A 19,870-nucleotide genomic window follows, 5' to 3' on the forward strand; every position below is an offset into this window, starting at 1 on the left:
TTTCTCGCCTCTTTCACAATATGTTAGTAAAGTCCTTTTAGAATTATGTATACTCAACATATTGTAAACGAATGTAAAAATAGGGGACGAGAATGGCTGAGCAGTTAGAAATTGACCAAACTCATCAAACCCTACAAGAAGTAAGCGATGCGTTAGACAGCGGTCGATTTGTCCATGTTCGCCGTATACTCCAAGATATGGAGCCGGAAGACATCGCCCATCTTTTGCAAGCTTCTCCGCGTAAAAGCCGTGATGTGCTTTGGCAACTCACGGATCCTGAAGATTACGGTGAAATCCTCGAAGAGCTTTCGGAAGATGTGAAAGACAGCTTGGTGTCCAAAATGGCACCAGAGAGTCTGGCTGAAGCAACAGAAGGGCTTGAAACCGATGACGTTGCCTACGTACTTCGAAGCCTACCTGATGATCTTTCTCGTGAAGTCTTATCCCAGATGGATACGGCGGATCGCCATCGCATCGAAACGGCGTTAGGGTATGACGCAGATACCGCTGGTAGTCTAATGAGCACCGATGTCATTACGATTCGTAGTGATGTGGATGTGGATGTGGTGTTACGTTACTTGCGCATAAAAGGCGAACTTCCAGAAGCGACAGATGCACTGTATGTGATTGATGAAAATAGTAAACTCAAGGGGTATTTACACCTAACAACTTTATTGACTTCTCAGCCTGATGTGCAGATCAGCGAAATCATGAAAGATGCGGATGAAGCCATTTCTGTCAATGCCAGTGACAGTGACGTCGCCAGTTTGTTTGAACGTAGAAATTGGGTATCGGCTCCCGTCGTTGACGAAGACAACCAATTGGTCGGTCGAATTACCATTGATGATGTTGTTGACGTCATCCGTGAAGACGCCGAACACTCGATGATGAGTTTGGCAGGTTTGGATGACGAGGAAGATACCTTTGCTCCTGTTGTAAAATCCGCCCGCAAGCGGAGCGTTTGGCTGGGTGCGAATGTGTTAGCAGCCTTAACTGCGGCGTCGGTTTCTAACCTTTTTGAATCCACCCTACAGGAAATGGCGGCAATAGCCGTACTCATGACCATTGTACCGTCTATGGGGGGAGTGGCGGGTAACCAAACGGTCGCTCTTGTGATCCGCGGCTTGGCGCTTGGGCATATTGGTGACACCAATAAACGTGAATTATTGCTCAAAGAAGCGGCGATCGGGTTTCTGAATGGGTTGCTATGGGCACTGATTATTGGTGGTATTGTCGTCGTTTGGAAAGGCGATTGGCTACTTGGTGGCGTGATTTCTGCTGCAATGATGACGAACTTACTGGTTGCTGGTATAGCTGGAGTGAGCATTCCTATCTTTTTAAAAAAACGGAATATCGATCCGGCTTTAGCTGGAGGAATGGCGTTAACAACGGTGACGGATGTTGTTGGGCTTATGGTGTTCTTAGGGTTAGCTACCTTGTTTATAGTGTAGCGGTTTGTTTGATCAACAAAAAACGCGCTTGCTGCTTCAGTAAGCGCGTTTTTGCTTTCTATCGCTCTGATTAATGTCAATCCAGAACGTCTGGACCTTCCATACTAAAGAATGCCAGAAAAAGAATGTCAGAAAAATATTAGGCGTTTTTCACAAAGTCGAGTAAGGAATTTGTGAAAAACTCAGTATCTCTCTGTGAGAAATTTGTGAACTTCTCTTGTTAGCTTTTTAGCAAGCCAATAACAAGGAGAAAATCATGAAGCTCCCTAAATTACAGCCAGGGAAAAACCTCAATAGTTCGCAGCATTACAACGCACTTCAACCGACACGACGTTTTCATTTTCAACGAGAAGCCATTGCTGAATTGCCATTGAGTGATCAGGTTTTGTTCGAGCAGTTTGGACAAGGTCCTTACGCCACTCCTGAATACTCATGTCTTCATACCGCCATTGAAGCCCAAGCGGACTTCATGCCAAATCAAATCGCTGCGGTTCATGAAGGAGAAAAGATCACGTACGGAGAGCTGAACCAAAAAGCAAACCAACTCGCATTTTTTCTTCAAAAGCGAGGAATTCAACAGGGAGATGCCGTCGGTATTTTTCTCACACGCTCAATTCCCATGCTCATTGGTATATTGGCGACCCTGAAATTAGGTGCTTGTTATGTTCCTCAGCATGCTGGTGTCGCCCCCAAAAAAGTACTTAAACATGTTTGTGAAACCGCTGACGTGAAAATAGTACTGAGTCTTTCAGACTTAGAACCGCATTTGCCAGAATTGACACATCAACATGTCTGTTTCTTAGATGAATTGCTGCCGGAATTATGCGACAGCGAAGGTTTATATCTGCCCGATGTCGAGCCAGAATCACGGTGCTTCATTCTATTTACATCAGGTACGACAGGCACTCCGAATGGCGTGCAAGTCACACATCAGAACGTGGCGAATATCGTTATGACTACGCCAGGGAATCTGGGTATTGAGCCGGGAATGAAGGTTGGGCAGATACTCAGCATCGCCTTTGATATGTGCGCTTGGGAGATTTTTGTCACGTTATGCCATGGTGCGACGTTGCTAATCCGCAGTCGCAATATTGAAGCCACTGTCAGCCAAGCCGATGTGGTGATCGCGACCCCATCCATTCTTGCGAGCCTAGATGCGGAACGCTGTCAATCCATTCAAGTTGCTGCTGTTGCAGGTGAACCTTGCCCTCAACCCTTAGCTGACCAATGGGGAGCCTTTTGTCGCTTTTACAATGCTTGTGGTCCGACTGAAACCACCATCATTAACACGGCGCAGCATTATTCGAATAATTGTGAAGAGCTCACTATTGGTAAGCCGACGCCCAATAACACCGTGTATGTATTGGACGACAACCTCAAGCCCTGTGCCATTGGTGATGTCGGTGAAATGTGGGCGGGAGGCTTATGTGTTACGGCTGGCTATATTGGGAATGAAGTGCTGAATGCCGACCGATATCGTCCAGACCCATTTCTTGGTGGTAAGTACAAAATGTTTCGAACTCGCGATCTCGGGAAATGGACCAAAAACGGTGAACTTCTCCATCTTGGACGTACCGATGACCAAGTGAAGATCCTTGGCTTTCGCGTTGAATTAGATTCCGTTTCCCGAGTACTGGAAAAGACAGAAAACTGCCATCAGGCGGTAACGATAAAGATAGATTGTAAAACGCTCATTGCGTTTGTTACGCCAGCTAACGTCTCCACATCCGATGCAAAAAAACAAGTTCAAAAACACCTACCTTACTACTGTGTGCCCAGCACAGTGTTTGCGCTCAATAGCCTACCTAAAACCTCGCGAGGAAAAATAGATAAACGAGCCCTGATGGCGTTTTACGAGAACAGCCAATCATCCGTTACGGAGGAAACATCATGAGTTCAATCGATTACAGCGCAATTGAGTTGCCAAAGCAGCGTTCTTTGCTTCGTCGAATTTGGTCTTACCCAGCAATGGAACATTACTATCGGTTAGTGATCCTGGTGTTTATGGCGAATCTCTCTGTCTTGGCATATGGCGTAACGGTTGGAGAATGGTTTAGTGCTGGCGGAATCGCGCTACAAACGCTTTCCAATATGGTCGTTTTGAATTTAACTGTTGCCGTGTTAGTTCGTCAGCAGTACGTGATTAACTTTTTATTCTGGCTAGCGACGAGAGCCCCTACCTCTATGCCTTTGTCGATTCGTAGGCATTTGGGGAAAATCTACCATCATGGAGGGTTGCACAGCGGGAGCGCCATGGCGGCAACCTCTTGGTTTGCTATTTTTACGGGAGCATTAGCTTTCAGTTATCAGCACCAGCTAGCGACGATTTCCTCTCATACACTTGGCATTACCTACTCGATATTGGCGTTGCTGATGTTGATCATATTTATGGCATTGCCCAACATTCGTAAGAAATTTCACAACGCATTTGAGAGAACACACCGGTTTGGTGGCTGGAGCGTTTTGATTTTGTTTTGGGGACAGACATTCACGTTGGCGGCTGATTTTAATCCCAATAAGGACGTCAGCACCATCTTGTTGGATTCGTTTTCTTTTTGGGCATTGGTCGCCGTGAGTATCAGTATCCTTCTTCCATGGCTTCGCCTTCGCCGTGTTCCGGTGAAAATTGAAACCCCCTCTGATCATGTTGCATTACTGGAATTTGACTATGGCGTGACGCCATTTGCTGGCTCATCAATGGCGATCAGTCGAAACCCATTGATGGAGTGGCACCACTTTGCCAACGTCCCTAGCCCTGGTAAATCGGGGTATCGATTAACCGTGTCACGTGCAGGGGACTGGACTGGAAAGCTGATTGAAGATAGACCAAGCCACATTTGGGTAAAGGGCATTCCAACCGCTGGTGTTGCCAATATTGAAGTGCTGTTTAAGCGTGTTGTGTACGTAGCAACGGGCAGTGGAATTGGTCCTTGCCTTCCACACTTGCTGGCCAAAGAAGTGCCGATGCATTTGGTTTGGTCCACTCGAACACCACGCGAAACCTACGGTGACGAGTTAGTGGATGAAATATTAGCGGTACAACCGGATGCCGATATTTGGGACACCACAGAAAAAGGCAAACCTGACATGGTGAAACTGGCGTATGCCGCCTACAAAAAATTCGATGCAGAAGCAGTAATATGCATTGCTAATCAGAAACTAACCCAACAAGTGGTCTTTGGCTTAGAGAGTCGAGGCATTCCTGCCTATGGCGCTATCTGGGATTCATAAAGAGGACAGAATTATGACGATCCAAACCGAGCAAATAGGGCGAGTTGTTTTGATTCGACTTAATCGACCCGACAAGCTCAATGCACTCAACAGTGAAGTCATGTCTGCGGTGACGCAGACATTGACCGAGTATGATCAAAACCCCGACATTGGGTGTTTTGTGATCACAGGTTCAGAGCGTGCTTTTGCCGCAGGAGCCGACATTGCGGAGATGGCTGACAAGAGTTATACCGACATGTTAAGCACGGATTACTTTTCTGGCTGGGACGCATTCTGTGCGCTCCGGACCCCGAAAATTGCAGCGGTTTCGGGGTATGCATTAGGGGGAGGCTGTGAATTGGCGATGATGTGCGACCTTATTTATGCTTCAGAATCCGCCTTGTTTGGTCAACCTGAAATCAAATTGGGAGTGATTCCGGGGATTGGCGGAACACAGAGACTGACGCATTTGGTGGGTCGGGCTAAGGCGATGGATCTTATTTTGACAGGAAGGATGATGGATGCCGCAGAGGCGGAAAGAGCCGGGCTTGTCGCCAGAGTGATGCCCGATGAGACCTTATTGGAAGAGACCCTTGCCGTGGCTAAAGTGATTGCTGGTTACAGCAAGCCTTCTGTCCTCATAGCGAAAGAAGCCATCGATCGAGCGGAGCAAGTCTCATTAAAAGAAGGGCTGCTGTTTGAGCGAAGAGTCTTCCATTCGTTATTTTCCACCTATGATCAAAAAGAAGGCATGCGCGCTTTTTTGGAAAAACGCGCCCCAAATTTTAAAGGGTATTAGCGGGGCTTTTTTGTTGTAAATATCATCCTCGCTTTGAAATTAAGTGAGGGTGATTTTTAAGCCTGTTGGAATGTAAGGATCAACTCTGCTCATTTGATGCATTTGCCAATAATGGGGCATTGGAATAGGGCTGCGCTGAAAGCCTAAATTTGGCGATAAATAGCCCCGGTTGCTCGGATATTTCTAACTTCGATTGATGCAACGTCAGAATCGCATTGACGGTTTTTAACCCCATACCAAGCTCTCCTCCACGAATGGCTGGGTCGACCGTATTAATGATGACGATGCTGATATCTTTCACGTTAATCTGAGAGTTTACTCCGCAGTGCGGTTTTACAAATAGCTGAATAGTTGCCTTTTCAGGGCTGTGCCGAATGGCATTTTCCATAAGGTTATCCAACAATCTTACCAATAACTTTCTATCTGCATTCACTTGGGCGTTGACTGAAATGGTACAAAAAATATCAAGCGACTTCTTTTCAAGCCCGATTTCAAAGCGCGCTTTCAGGTCGTTCACGAACTCGACAATATCGATGGACTCATTTTGAATTTCGGGTTCAATGAGCTCTTTTTTGGCCGCATCAAATTGTTCTTGGAGCTGCTCATTCAACCTCAAGGCATTGCTGTGTGCTGTGGAAATGAATTCGGCATTCTGTTTGCCATTGATGAGCCAAGTTTCAAGGTAGCCTTGTATGTTGGCAAGAGGCGTTTTTAAGTCGTGGCTTAAACGCATCAAATATTCGCGCCGTGAATGTTCATGTTGTCTAAGCTGTAAAAATTGCCACTGAATATGATCGAGCAGATACCCAAACTGGCGCGACAACGGTAGCAACTCAGTGACGGGGACAGATAAATTGGGCTCAACCCTAAAATGTTCTTTTGCTGAATGGTCTATCTGACGAATGAGCTGTTGGCTAGGTTTAAGCAGATCTTTCTGAATGAGCCGATAAATCAATATGGTAAACAGTAAAATCAGCACAATACCACCGATCAAAATAGGGGAGTATTGCATCATATAGCGATTAACTCTTGCTATGCTTGACGATTGCCGCCCGATAACGACATACAAATAACCTTCTATACCATCTGGACCTTCGATAGCGGAAACCGAAAACACTTTCTGACGCGTCATATCGCGTGGGTCATCCCCCAAAATAGGGAGAGTGCCATCGGCTAAGAATTGACGGATTGGGGTTAAGTTCACGTGTGTTGCGATGTCAACATCATTATCGATGGCTGTGGTGGTGATTTGCCCATTTTTGTCTAAAAAATAGATTTCAAAATCCGGTCCTAACATCATTAATGTTTGGAAGATGCTTTTTAGTGCTTTGGGTGAATAGTCGTTACCCTCCATGAGCGGGTTATTATCGCGCATGTGACTGGCTAAATCTTTATGCAGGAACTGACGAGCTCGTTGCTCGCTGCTTTTCCACGTAATATGAAAGTGATAAGTGAGAAGCGGGATGCTAACCAAAGACCATACAAGAGAGAGCAAAAACAGGCGCTTTTTGAAAGAGCGAGTCATTGTCTTACCTCGTGCTGAAATTTGTAACCCACACCCCAAACAGTACGAATAAATCGCACGTTGTTCTGTGGTGATTCGAGCTTGTTTCGTAATCTATTTATGGTGCTACAGACCGTGTGGTGATAGCCATCGTAGTTGGTGTTCCAAACTCGAATAAGCAGCTCGTCTTTCGTGAAGACCCTCCCCGGTTTACTCGCCAAGCAATACAAAAGGGAGAATTCGGTCGGTGTGAGGTTGACATTTTCACCGGCCAAACGCACTTCATGCTGCTTTTTTGAGATCACGAGATCATTAAAAATTAATGACGGTTGTGTCGAAGTATCGATTTGCTCTGGCGCCAGTTGATGTGTCGATTGGTTGGCAAGGTGCCAATCTGGTGTGCTTTGTGGTGGTGCGATATCTGGCTTGCTCTCATTGGCTTCTGCCCACCGTGTGTGCTCTGTTCTTCTCAATAACGCTCGAACTCTTGCCTGAAGTTCTATCACACTGAATGGTTTCGTTAGATAGTCGTCAGCTCCAGCTTCTAATCCATCCACCATGTCATGTTCACTGGTGAGTGCTGTCAGCATCAAAACCGGGATCCCAATGTGCTGTTGACGCAGCAGTTTACACATTTCAGTGCCGTCGCCATCACACAGTTTCCGGTCTAAGATCACGGCATCTACTAAGCCTTGGCAAGCGATCTGGTATCCTTCACTGATGCGTGAAGTTAATATGGTTTTATAACCTTGAACTTTTAGATTAAGGCTAATTAGATTCGCCATATCTTGGTCGTCTTCGACCACTAGAATCGTATATGACATCCTACTTCCCTCTCTAGTCGATTCAAGGAGTAGACCACTAGATGCGAGTATCTCTTTCAGCGAAGCGTCAGGAATTCGTTTTTTGGGAAGGAAAAGTGGAACTGGTCTCAAAAATGATGAACTCAACCTGAGAACTTAGCCCAATACTTAAAAAATAGGTGGTGAAACTGGGCTGGAAAATTAGCTCTAAATGTCAGTAAAGACATGCCTCTCACCGAGCAGGTGAAAGGCATTCGTTAGAGTGAACTGTAATGGATTGCAAAGAAATAAGCGTTATAAATTTTCTTCAGCGTATTCTGCCAAGCGGCTTCGCACCACGCCGTTGAGGTGAATGTTGGCACTGCCTTCAAAGTTTTTGAATCGCTCTACCATATACGTTAAGCCGGAGGTGACTGGCGTTAGGTAGGTGGAATCGATTTGTGCAAGGTTGCCCGAACACACGATTTTGGTGCCTTCGCCACATCGGGTAATGATGGTTTTGATCTGGGAGGCGGTAAGGTTTTGGCACTCATCCAGAAGTACGAAGGCATTTTGGATGGAGCGACCTCGCATAAAATTGATCGATTTGAATTGAATGTTGGCTTTGTCGCATATGTATTTGAGCGACCCTTCCGTGCAGTGGTCGTTTTTATGCAGCGCTTCCAGTGTATCGGTCACGGCGGCGAGCCAAGGCATCATTTTCTCTTCTTCCGTCCCTGGGAGGAAGCCAATGGATTCGCCGATGTCGGGTGTGTTCCTCGTAACAATGATCTTATCGAATTGATTCCGTTCAATCGACATCTCCAATGCGGCCGCCATGGCCAGCATGGTTTTACCGCTGCCTGCCGCTCCCGTTAAAATGACTAAGTCGATATCCGGATCAAGAAGAGCATCTAACGCCATTCCTTGATAGATGTTTTTTGGGCTGACGTCCCATGCCTGCCGGTTCATTAAGCGCTCTCGGCTTAAATGTTTGAGGGTTACTGTTTGATTTTCAATGGAATCGACTCGGGCGGCGAAGTCGGTATCTTGGTCGATAATGTATTGGTTTATAAAAGTGGGTTCAAGCAACGCTTTGTTGATGTCATGATAAGTACGCCCTCCTACGCTTCGGCTTTCCACTTTTTCAATGTTTGCCCAAAAATCCCCTTCATAGGTATGGAATCCTTTGGTTAGGAATTGCACATCATCAATCAGTTGGTCTGTTCGGTAGTCTTCAACAAAACGGACTCCTGCGCCTTTAGCACGCAGTCGCATGTTGATGTCTTTGGTGATAAGCACCACTTCTCGGGGGGAACATTTGTTCTGTAGGTAGATCACCCCGTTTAAGATTCGGTTGTCGCCAGCCTTATCGGCAAACGCTCGTACGGTTTCTTGTAATTCAAAATCCGCAAGAATGGCTAAGGTGCCTCCTGCGTTTTCTTTGGAAAGAGGGATGCCTTCGGAGATTTGCTCTGGTGTGGCATCGTGAAATAAGTTTTCCATAGCTCGAATCGCTACGCGTGCGTCCCTCGCGACATCGCGTTTACTGTCTTTGATTCGGTCGAGTTCTTCGAGGACAGTCATTGGAATGACCACATCATGTTCTTGAAAGGAATAAATGGCGAAAGGTTCATGCAGAAGGATATTTGTATCCAATACAAAAATTTTCCGGTCGGTATCGCCCATAAGCGTCTCCTTTTCTGCCGCAGCAGAGTGCTTAGCCAAGCATTTATCTGAGGCATAGGTCACTGCTGAAGGCGAGGGCTACCAAAACCCTGAAAAAGGTACCGCTAAGAGAGTGACTTACTTCAGACCCGTTTAGATACCAAACTCAACACCTTGTCCTATTTCGGTGTGAGCTCATGAATAAGTATAAGCAACAGTTTGTGAGTTTGTATTTTAGATTTGTCACAATTTTTTTACACTTCGATTGCAATTGCGAAATGGGTAAAAAAAAGAGGTCAATTACTCGTGTTGAACGTGACGTGAATCACGTGTTCAAGTAAGATGAGCGCCCTTTGAAACAGGGTAAAGCCATAATGATTTACTCTGGTAAAAACCGAAATATTCAATGAGGTAATCAACCACATGACATTTGCTTTAGGCCAACGCTGGATTAGTGATACAGAAAGTGACTTGGGTTTGGGGACGGTAGTTGCACTGGATGCGAGAACCGTTACATTGCTCTTTGCGGCATCGGAAGAGAACCGTGTGTATGCGCGTTCTGATGCCCCCGTTACCCGAGTCACATTCAATGTTGGTGATGTGATTGATGCTCAAGAAGGCTGGACTTTAAAAGTCGAACAAATCGTCGATGACAATGGCGTTCTTTCTTACCTCGGTACGCGCACAGATACGGAAGAATCCGGTGTGATTTTGCGTGAAATCATGCTGAGCAATCAAATTCGATTTAACAAACCTCAAGATAAATTGTTCGCTGGTCAAATCGACCGTATGGACAACTTTGTTTTGCGTTACCGCGCACTGACCAATCAGTATCAGCAGCATAAAAGCCCGATGCGTGGCTTGTGCGGCATGCGTGCAGGCTTGATTCCTCATCAGTTGTATATTGCTCATGAAGTAGGGCGTCGTCATGCGCCTCGCGTTTTACTGGCAGATGAAGTGGGCTTGGGGAAAACCATTGAAGCGGGCATGATCATTCACCAGCAAGTGTTGTCTGGTCGAGCTGAGCGTATCTTAATTGTGGTGCCTGAGACGCTTCAGCATCAATGGTTAGTTGAAATGATGCGTCGCTTTAACTTGCACTTCTCAGTGTTCGATGAAGAGCGTTGTATCGAAGCTTACGCCGAAGCCGACAACCCATTTGAAACGCAGCAATACGTTTTGTGTTCTCTGGATTTTTTACGGAAGAGCAAAAAGCGCTTTGAAGAAGCGCTAGATGCCGACTGGGACTTGCTGGTGGTGGATGAAGCGCACCACCTTGAGTGGAGCCAAGAAGCCCCAAGCCGAGAATACCAAGTTGTAGAAGGGTTAGCCAAACGCACGGCGGGGGTTCTTCTGCTTACCGCCACACCAGAACAATTGGGTCATGAAAGCCACTTTGCGCGTCTTCGTCTTTTGGACCCAGACCGTTTTTACGATTACCGTGCCTTTGTGGAAGAAGAAAAACAGTACGCGCCCGTTGCCGATGCTGTGGCGATGTTGTTCTCTGGAGAGAAGCTGGAAAACTCGGCGAAAAACCAAATTACCGAATTGCTGTCAGAGCAAGATGTTGAACCCTTGTTCCGCATTATCGAAGGCCGTTGCGAAGAGCAAGACAAAGCCAAGGCACGTCAGGAGTTGATTGATAACTTGATGGACCGCCATGGTACGGGGCGGGTGCTGTTCCGAAATACAAGAGCAGCCATTAAAGGGTTCCCTGAACGCAACGTCCACTTATTGCCGATGGAAATCCCAAGTCAGTACACTACCGCAATGCGTGTGGCGGGTATGCTCGGTGGACAAATGAAGCCAGAAGCTCGCGCCATGAAAATGCTCTACCCTGAAGAGATCTTCCAAGAGTTTGAAGGGGATAGCGCAACGTGGTGGCAGTTTGATTCTCGCGTAAATTGGCTTATCGAAAAAGTGAAAGAGAAGCGCAGTGAGAAGGTGTTGGTGATTGCGTCTCGCTCGAATACAGCATTGCAATTAGAGCAAGCACTAAGAGAGCGTGAAGGAATTCGGGCTACCGTGTTCCATGAAGGCATGTCAATACTGGAGCGAGATAAAGCGGCGGCGTACTTTGCTCAAGAGGAAGGTGGTGCACAGGTTCTGATCTGTTCGGAAATAGGCTCGGAAGGCCGTAATTTCCAGTTTGCGAGCCAGCTTGTGATGTTTGACTTGCCGTTCAACCCAGATTTGCTGGAGCAGCGTATTGGGCGATTGGATCGTATTGGTCAGCAGCGCGATATCGACATTTATGTCCCTTACCTAAAAGGCACCTCTCAGGGCATTATTGCGCGCTGGTTTGACGAAGGATTGAATGCGTTCAGTGAAACCTGTCCAACGGGCAGAGCGGTGTACGACCAATATTCTGAGCAATTGATTGAGATGTTGGCGTGCGGAAACACGGAAACGTTAGATGAGGTGATTGAACAATCGCGCCACATGAACCAAGAGCTGAAAGCCAAACTGGAGCAAGGCCGTGACCGATTACTGGAAATCCACTCTAATGGCGGTGAAAAAGCCCAGAAAATTGTTGAGCAAATAGAGTCAACCGACGGTGACACGAATTTAGTGACGTTTGCATTGAGCCTGTTTGATACCATAGGTCTGAACCAAGACGACAAAGGTGAAAATGCGCTGGTGGTCACCCCCTCCGAGCACATGATGGTGCCAAGCTACCCAGGATTACCGTATGAGGGTGCAACCATTACCTTTGACCGTGATACGGCGCTTTCTCGTGAAGACATGCACTTCATGAGCTGGGAACACCCAATGATCCAAGGGGGCATCGATTTACTGCTCAGTGAAGGGGTGGGAACCTCTGCGGTATCGCTTCTGAAAAACAAAGCGTTGCCCGTAGGCACTATATTGCTTGAGCTGGTTTACCTCGTGGATGCGCAAGCACCTAAGCGCAGTGGCTTGTCGCAATTCTTACCGCAAACCCCGATTCGCATGATGCTGGATGGCAAAGGCAATGATTTGTCTGAGCAAGTCGAATTTGAAGGGTTCAACCGTCAGCTAAGTCCGGTGAACCGTCATCTTGCCAGCAAGCTAGTGAGCTCGGTTCAAGGGGATATCCATAAGTTGATCGAAGCAGGTGAAGGGCATATTCAAAGCCATTTGTCGAAAGTGCGGGAATCGGCGTTGAATGACATGCAATCTAACCTCAATGGTGAACTGGAACGCTTGCAAGCACTGAAAGCCGTGAACCCAAATATCCGTGATGAAGAGCTGGAAGCGATTGAGCAACAAATCAAGGAACTGACGGGGTACATCCAACATGCTCAGATTCAGTTGGATTCACTTCGATTGATTGTGGTCAGCCATAATTGATTGAAAAGCAGGAGGAGAAATGGGCGAGGCTCATTTCTCCTTTATTTACTCTCTCCGCAAAAGAAAATACGTTTTATGGCGATGCTTGAATACACTCCTCCTACGACTCCTTGGACAGACATTACGTACGAAGACGAGGATATCCTGATCGCAAACAAGCCATCGGGATTGTTGTCTGTGCCCGGACGCGCACCTGAGCACGCTGATTGTATGTGGAGCCGTTTACGCGAGGAGTATGCGGAGCTAGAAGTGGTTCATCGCCTCGATATGTCGACATCGGGGTTGATGTTGTTTGCCAAGCATAAAGACGCGGAACGCGCTTTAAAAAAGCAATTTCAATACCGTCTTACCCATAAAATTTACTACGCTCGTGTTTGGGGGCACCCAGATATCGATGAAGGGGCGGTGGATTTACCGCTCATTTGTGACTGGCCGAATCGACCAAGACAAAAAGTGTGTTATGAACACGGCAAACCTTCTTTAACGCGATATCAGATCGTGAAAAAGGAGGCGCTCACCTCCATCGTTCGCTTATTGCCTATCACTGGGCGCTCTCATCAACTTCGCGTTCACATGCAAGCGTTAGGGCATCCGATTGTTGGGGATGAGTTTTATGCCACGCCAGACGCCATGGCATATTCCACTCGGCTTGAACTTCACTCAACAGAGCTGACGTTTTATCACCCTCGTTCTCAAGAATTAGAGGCGATGTTTGTGTCTTGTGATTTCTATCCCGAAGCTGAAGCGGAAATTTTGCAAGAATTTCAGCTTGATAAAACCTTACCCGATTACAAATCCCTGCCTAGACCATAAGCTATGCGGGTGAATAGGAGCCCGTAAATGAACATCGTCTTTTTAGATCGAGATACGATCCCAGCCCATATTTTTGTTCCACGACCTTCTTTTGAGCATCAATGGGAAGAGTACCCGCTTAGCACGCCAGCCCAATCCGTTGAGCGCATAAAAAATGCAGACATCGTGATTTCAAACAAAGCCATTTTAAATGAAGAAATATTGGCACAGGCAACTAAACTCAAACTGATCGCGATTGCCGCTACGGGAACCAATAACGTCGATTTGGCGTATTGCGCCGAGAATGGGATTTCTGTCTGTAACATTCAAGGGTATGCCACCCAATCCGTCCCTGAACATGTGATCGCTATGTTGTTTGCACTCCGACGGAATCTCATGGGATACCATCAAGACATTGCAAATGGGGAGTGGCAAAAGAAAAAGCAATTCTGTTTCTTTACTCATCCCATCGGTGATGTGGCTGGCTCAACGCTTGCGATCATAGGGTCGGGTGCACTGGGCAAAGCGACAGGTGCACTTGGACAAGCCATCGGTATGAAGGTGATCTACTCTGAACGCAAAGGGGAGCATGTTTGTCGCGAGGGCTATGTCTCCTTCGAAGAGGCGCTGGAAACAGCCGACGTGGTTTCGCTGCATTGCCCATTAACGGAAGCAACCACCAATCTTATCGGTCAATCTGAGCTCAGCACCATGAAGCCTAATGCTATTTTACTTAACGCTGGACGTGGAGGGCTGGTTGACGAGTTCGCATTAATTCACGCCTTAAAATCCCAGCAAATTGCGGGAGCAGGAATGGATGTGTTTACCCAAGAACCGGCTGACGAATCCAACCCGTTGATAGCGAATATGCACCTTCCCAACTTGCTGTTAACACCGCATGTCGCGTGGGGAAGCGATAGCGCCATTAAACGCCTGTGTGAGATCCTGATAGACAATCTCGAGTCGTATGTGGCGGGTAATTTAGCGAATCGAGTGGCATAAGAAAAGCACGCCGAAACGTGCTTTCATTTGTTAAACTTCTGCTTTTTAACCATGAATATTTTTAACTTATTAATGCTTTAACTATCGATGCTTTAACTATCGATTTCTCAGCCATCGATTTTTCAGCCATCGATGTCTTACTTGTCGACGCATTAACTCTGAGGTTTGACCACGAGTACGCTAATTTTGGCGCTCTGTACTACTTTGTCTGCAACGGAGCCCAGTACGGCTTTGTTGAGTTTTGAACGCTTGTGGCTTGGCATGATGATCAAATCTGCGTTTAACGAATCCGCGTATTTCAAAATGGCGGCGTAAGGCTTGCCTTCCGTTACATGGGCCTCGTTATTGATGTTGGCGCTGGTTAAGCTGTTATCCGCCACATCTTGCAATTGTGCTTTGACGTCTTTCTTCATTTGGCTCGCGGCATCTTTAGGGAAGTAAGTGGCCACCATTGAGTTGTGAATCCCCGGAAGTACTGTCAGCAAATGCACTTTGGCTTGCGAATGCTTCGCATGCCATACCGCGAGCTCTATTGCTTTATCAGCAAAGCCTTCGTCATTCAGGTCGACGGGAACCAAAATATTTTTATACATAGCTTATCTCTGGTAAGACAGCGTTGAATTCAACGCTGTCGATTTTAGAAGTAGATAACCTGAGCTCAGGTCAATTAAGCTGGAATGGCGTCCTTGTTCGCACGACGCCTTTGATTCCAAGCCATAGCAAATAAGATCATCAGAGCGGGAACAAATACCCATTCTTTCATTGGTCTGTCTGCTTCCAAGACCACAGACTTGATCTCCCAATCGAAATCGACACCAGATGCTTCTGCTGGGCTGCCAAACTCAACCATGTCAACGATCATACGACCTTCCATTTCACTGAGCGTTAACCCCATTGATGCAACACGTTCTTCGCCTGTTATGGCAGAATCGTCAAATGGTAAGCGAACGGTTTTTTCGCTGTAATCACCATCAATGTTTTCACCGCCAACACGCAGTTCTAACGTTTGACCGACGTTTAGACCTTCTGCTACTTGAGCGATCTCGTGACCTTCATAGTAGTCTTTTGCTGGGTAGAGCATGTCCCACCAGAATCCAGGACGGAAGAATGAGAAAGTCAGTACAAGTAGAAGCACCGTTTCCCACCATTTGTTTCTCGTAAACCACCAACCTTGTGTCGCAGCAGAGAAAATCAACATTGCAATGATAGAGGAGATAACGGTTAAAAATAGGTGCCACCAAGATTCAATGCCCATCATCAGTAACTGAGTGTTAAAGATGAACATGAATGGCAATATGGCGGTTCGAATATCGTAAGTGAAACCTTGAATACCCGTTTTAATTGGGTCGGATTTCGCAATCGCCGCAGCGGCAAAGGCGGCAAGACCGACGGGAGGGGTATCGTCTGCAAGTATGCCGAAGTAGAACACAAACAGGTGAACCGCAATCAATGGAATGATCAGCCCGTGAGCGGCACCTAAGGTAACAATAACGGGTGCCATGAGTGTGGATACAACGATGTAGTTCGCCGTGGTTGGCAAGCCCATACCAAGAATCAAACTGATGATGGCGGTAAATAGCAACATCAAGATGATGCTGCCACCAGAGATGAATTCCACAAAGTCGGTCATTACTAAGCCGATACCGGTTAGTGTTACCACACCCACAACCGTACCAGCGGCAGCTGTCGCCACACCAATACCGATCATGTTGCGCGCACCAGAAACCAGCGCTTCAACTAAGTCTACAAACCCTTCTTTAACCTGCTCATTAATGTTGCCGGATTGAGACAAGATAGCCATGAGCGGGCGCTGAGTAATCAAGATGAAAATCATGAATACGGTTGCCCAAAATGCAGAAAGACCGGGAGAGAAACGTTCAACGGTTAAACACCAAACCAGAACGACAATCGGCAGTAAGAAGTGCAATCCAGATTTAATGGTCGGACCCGGCTCAGGAACTTCGGTTAATTCTGCATCGATAGAAATAGCGCCTTCTTCAGAATGCTTCGCTGAAATACGAATTAACGCTAAATATGCCATAAGTAGAGCAACCGTTACGATCGGTGTTGCTGCCTCGCCAAAGGCATCTTTTGTCCAACCTATCCCGTAGTAGACCAATGCACTGATCACACACAAACCTAGAATGGTGCCGGTAAAGGATAGCAAACTCTGTACAAGTGTTGGTACGCGGCGGCGAGGAAGCCCCGTCATGCCCGCTTTACATGCTTCTAGGTGAACGATGTAAATCAAAGCGATATAAGAAATCAGTGCAGGCAGCAGCGCGGCCTTAATAACTTCAACGTAGGAAATGCCGACATACTCCACCATTAAGAATGCGGCAGCCCCCATAATTGGTGGCGTAAGTTGACCATTGGTCGATGCCGCTACTTCTACGGCACCCGCTTTCGTGCCTGGGAAGCCAACACGTTTCATCAGCGGAATGGTGAACGTCCCTGTTGTGACCACGTTGGCAATCGAAGAACCAGACACGAGACCAGATAATCCAGAGGCAACAACGGCGGCTTTCGCTGGCCCCCCACGCATATGACCCAGCAACGAAAATGCGACTTTGATGAAGTACGCACCAGCACCAGCGCGTTCAAGCATGGCACCAAACAGCACAAACAAAAAGACGAAAGAGGTTGATACCCCAAGGGCAACACCAAATACCCCTTCTGTTGTCAGCCATAAATGCGACATTGCTTTATTTAAGCTTGCCCCCTTATGTGCAATGACATCGGGCATATAGGGACCCGCAAACGTGTAAGTAAGGAAGACGGCAGCAACCACCATTAGAGGAGGACCCAGTGCGCGGCGAGTGGCTTCTAATAGCAGCACCATACCTGTGACGGCAGCAACGATATCAAATGTGGTTGGCGCGCCAGAACGGCCTGCGAGCTCAGTGTAGAAGAGATAAATATAAGCCGCGGCAAAACTGCCCGCTAACGCCATTACCCAATCCACCAATGGAATATGATCGCGAGGCGATGTTTTTAGAGCAGGGTAGGCCGTAAAGGCTAAAAATACGGCAAACGTTAAATGGATCGCTCGGGCTTCTGTGTCATTCAGAACGCCAACATTGAAAATAAATGGTAAGGGTGATGCGTACCACAGTTGGAAAAGAGACCAACAAAGAGGGGCAAACCATAAAATCCGACCCGGAATCCCAGCAGGGTTTCGCGATCCAGTATCGGCTTGTGCCACCATATCTTGCACATCTTGAGACGGTGTTGTTGTCTGCGTCATGTACGTTATCCTTATTATATTCTGGTGTTATATGCTGCAAGTCCAGCAGCAGGTCGTTCAATTAATGTAACGAAGGGTGTTAATAAATTGTTAACAAGTTTTATCAGTCTAGCTATTGAGACTGATGAAAACAATGACTTGTATGTTGAAACAGTATGTCTGTCAAATTGAAGTGGTATAGCAGGAGCAACGATTGTTTGATATACCAATAAAGGAGGCGTAAGTGCCTCCTTATTTATCTGAAGTTTCTACTTATTTATTTTAGCAAGCCCACTTCTCTGTAGTACTTCTCAGCACCTGGGTGAAGAGGGATAGAAAGCCCTGCTTTTACCATGTCTTCTTTCTTCAGGCTGGCAAATGCGGGATGCAAACGTTGAAACGCATTGAAGTTTTCGAATACGGCTTTGGCAACATTGTAGGCGACGTCATCAGACACGTCTGATGTTGTGACCATTGTTGCCGCAACACCAAAGCTCTTCACGTCAGAGTCTGTACCACGGTACATGCCAGCAGGGACATTGCTGTAAGCGTAGTATGGGTTGTTCGCAACGATTTCATCGATGTTTTTACCTGTTGCGGAAACCAGTTTGGCATCACAAGACGTTGTAGCCTCTTTGATTGAACCATTTGGGTGACCAACCATGTAGATGAAGGCATCAATCTTGTTATCACAAAGTGCTTGAGAACGCTCAGAACCTTTAAGTTCTGATGCTAGCTTGAAGCTATCGTTCGTCCAACCGAACGCGTCCATAACGACACCCATTGTGGCACGGTCACCAGAACCAGGGTTGCCGATATTGACGCGCTTGCCTTTAAGGTCTGCAACGTTGTCGATACCAGCATCTGCACGAGCAATAATATTGAATGGTTCTGTGTGCAAAGAGAACATGGCACGCAGTTTTTTGTACGGACCTTGTTCAGAGAACTTGCTTGTCCCGTTGTAACCATGGAATTGCCAATCGGATTGAACGATACCAAAGTCCAATTCACCAGCTCGGATGGTATTAACGTTGTAAATAGAACCACCAGTGGATTCAACTGAGCAACGAATATTATGTTCTTTGCGCCCCTTGTTCACAAGCTTACAAATTGCGCCACCCGTTGGGTAATAAACGCCAGTTACAGAGCCTGTGCCAATGGTGATGAATTCTTGAGCATGAACAGAACCAGCACCAGCACCAGCACCAGCTACCGCTGCTGCCATCACACTGATTTTTACAAGGTGTTTAAATGCCATGAATTTCCCTTCCTTATTTTCATTATTCGCCACGAATGTGGAATAGTTTCCTATTGGAAACGGCATCTTTTTCAGTCCATTAGATGAAAAAGTGGCTGAATAATAGCAAAAAATTGGTTGGAAATTACAAGAATGTTAATTTCTATAGAGGATAAGTCTAGGGGATGAAAGGAATAAGGGAAACACCTAGCCCAATAAAATGTTTATTTTTCATGAGGTTAGGTGTTTTTACTGATTTTCTCGTAGATTGCTTTAAATGTGACTCATATCAAAATATTAGTGAAATAATCTATTTGTTAGTTGCATGAGCGTTAATTTAGCCATGGTAATCAAATAAATCACAAACTGAGTCATACAGTTCCTTGGTTGGAACTGGGAGAGTCGGTGTAATAAAGATAGTGTCATCCCCCGCGACAACACCTAAGATCCCTTCGGATTTACCTAAGGAATCCAACAGCCTAGCAATAAGCTGTGCAGCTCCCGGTCCTGTATGGATCACGACCAGTGCATTGTTGTGGTCTATGTCTAAGACTAATTCTCGTAGAGAGCTGGATACGGTCGGTACCCCAAGTTCCGCAGGAAGACAGTACACCATCTCCATTTTTGCGTTTCTTGTACGAACCGCCCCAAACTTGGTGAGCATCCGAGACACTTTGGACTGGTTTATGTTTTCAAAACCTTCCGCTCTCAGAGCATCGACGATCTCCCCTTGTGAACCAAAGCGTTCTTCTTTTAATAGCGCTTTAAAAGCACGTACAAGGTTGTCTTGTTTTTCTGTATTTCGCATGATTCTCAATTTCATATAGTTCAAACTATTTTTGCTATTTTTGCATAGATAACACACC

The 19,870-nt window shown here is 46.5% G+C and carries 14 protein-coding genes; 7 read left to right on the forward strand and 7 right to left on the reverse strand.

Annotated elements, in window-relative coordinates:
* The first annotated feature begins 92 nt into the window (after positions 1-92).
* The 4 genes from mgtE (at position 93) to HC752_RS00865 (ending at position 5,460) form a co-directional block, all read left to right on the forward strand.
* Positions 93-1,451 (forward strand): magnesium transporter, encoded by a 1,359-nt coding sequence (gene mgtE, locus HC752_RS00850; protein ID WP_190333192.1) that lies wholly within the window; start codon positions 93-95, stop codon positions 1,449-1,451.
* A 256-nt stretch (positions 1,452-1,707) separates the two neighbouring features.
* Positions 1,708-3,345, forward strand: a complete 1,638-nt coding sequence (locus HC752_RS00855; RefSeq protein ID WP_190333193.1) for an amino acid adenylation domain-containing protein — start codon at positions 1,708-1,710, stop codon at positions 3,343-3,345.
* On the forward strand, positions 3,342-4,682 hold the full coding sequence (locus tag HC752_RS00860; RefSeq protein ID WP_190333194.1) for a hypothetical protein: 1,341 nt from the start codon (positions 3,342-3,344) through the stop codon (positions 4,680-4,682). The genes HC752_RS00855 and HC752_RS00860 overlap by 4 nt, the downstream gene beginning before the upstream one ends.
* A 13-nt stretch (positions 4,683-4,695) precedes the next feature.
* Positions 4,696-5,460: an enoyl-CoA hydratase gene (locus HC752_RS00865; protein ID WP_190333195.1), complete on the forward strand. Its 765-nt coding sequence runs from the start codon at positions 4,696-4,698 to the stop codon at positions 5,458-5,460.
* 79 nt (positions 5,461-5,539) lie between these two features.
* Here HC752_RS00865 and HC752_RS00870 read toward each other — a convergent pair whose 3' ends face one another.
* The 3 genes from HC752_RS00870 to HC752_RS00880 form a co-directional block, all read right to left on the reverse strand.
* Positions 5,540-6,985: a sensor histidine kinase gene (locus HC752_RS00870; RefSeq protein WP_190333196.1), complete on the reverse strand. Its 1,446-nt coding sequence runs from the start codon at positions 6,983-6,985 to the stop codon at positions 5,540-5,542.
* Positions 6,982-7,788 carry a response regulator transcription factor gene (locus tag HC752_RS00875; RefSeq protein ID WP_190333197.1) on the reverse strand — a complete coding sequence of 269 codons (807 nt, stop codon included), beginning with the start codon at positions 7,786-7,788 and terminating at the stop codon, positions 6,982-6,984. The genes HC752_RS00870 and HC752_RS00875 overlap by 4 nt, the downstream gene beginning before the upstream one ends.
* Before the next feature lie 273 nt (positions 7,789-8,061).
* Complete coding sequence (locus HC752_RS00880) at positions 8,062-9,435, reverse strand: PhoH family protein (RefSeq protein WP_190333198.1); 1,374 nt, start codon at positions 9,433-9,435, stop codon at positions 8,062-8,064.
* A gap of 402 nt (positions 9,436-9,837) precedes the next feature.
* Between HC752_RS00880 and rapA the strand changes: the two genes are divergently transcribed.
* From rapA to HC752_RS00895, 3 genes are all read left to right on the forward strand, one after another.
* Positions 9,838-12,747, forward strand: coding sequence for an RNA polymerase-associated protein RapA (gene rapA, locus HC752_RS00885; RefSeq protein ID WP_190333199.1), 2,910 nt, complete (start codon positions 9,838-9,840; stop codon positions 12,745-12,747).
* A 75-nt stretch (positions 12,748-12,822) separates the two neighbouring features.
* Positions 12,823-13,560, forward strand: a complete 738-nt coding sequence (gene rluA, locus HC752_RS00890) for a bifunctional tRNA pseudouridine(32) synthase/23S rRNA pseudouridine(746) synthase RluA (protein ID WP_190333200.1) — start codon at positions 12,823-12,825, stop codon at positions 13,558-13,560.
* 27 nt (positions 13,561-13,587) lie between these two features.
* Entirely contained in the window at positions 13,588-14,541 is a 954-nt protein-coding gene (locus tag HC752_RS00895; protein ID WP_190333201.1) for a D-2-hydroxyacid dehydrogenase, read from the forward strand.
* 152 nt (positions 14,542-14,693) lie between these two features.
* On the opposite strand, the gene HC752_RS00900 is transcribed toward HC752_RS00895, so the two are convergent.
* The 4 genes from HC752_RS00900 to argR all read right to left on the reverse strand — a co-directional run bounded on the left by HC752_RS00900 (position 14,694) and on the right by argR (position 19,812).
* Entirely contained in the window at positions 14,694-15,134 is a 441-nt protein-coding gene (locus HC752_RS00900) for a universal stress protein (RefSeq protein WP_190333202.1), read from the reverse strand.
* A 74-nt stretch (positions 15,135-15,208) separates the two neighbouring features.
* Entirely contained in the window at positions 15,209-17,788 is a 2,580-nt protein-coding gene (locus tag HC752_RS00905) for a TRAP transporter permease (RefSeq protein WP_190333203.1), read from the reverse strand.
* A 256-nt stretch (positions 17,789-18,044) separates the two neighbouring features.
* On the reverse strand, positions 18,045-19,025 hold the full coding sequence (locus HC752_RS00910) for a TAXI family TRAP transporter solute-binding subunit (protein WP_190333204.1): 981 nt from the start codon (positions 19,023-19,025) through the stop codon (positions 18,045-18,047).
* 316 nt (positions 19,026-19,341) lie between these two features.
* On the reverse strand, positions 19,342-19,812 hold the full coding sequence (gene argR / locus HC752_RS00915) for a transcriptional regulator ArgR (protein WP_101113429.1): 471 nt from the start codon (positions 19,810-19,812) through the stop codon (positions 19,342-19,344).
* Between the last annotated feature and the right edge of the window lie 58 nt (positions 19,813-19,870).

This window comes from Vibrio sp. S9_S30 (genome assembly GCF_014694455.1).
GTDB lineage: Bacteria > Pseudomonadota > Gammaproteobacteria > Enterobacterales > Vibrionaceae > Vibrio.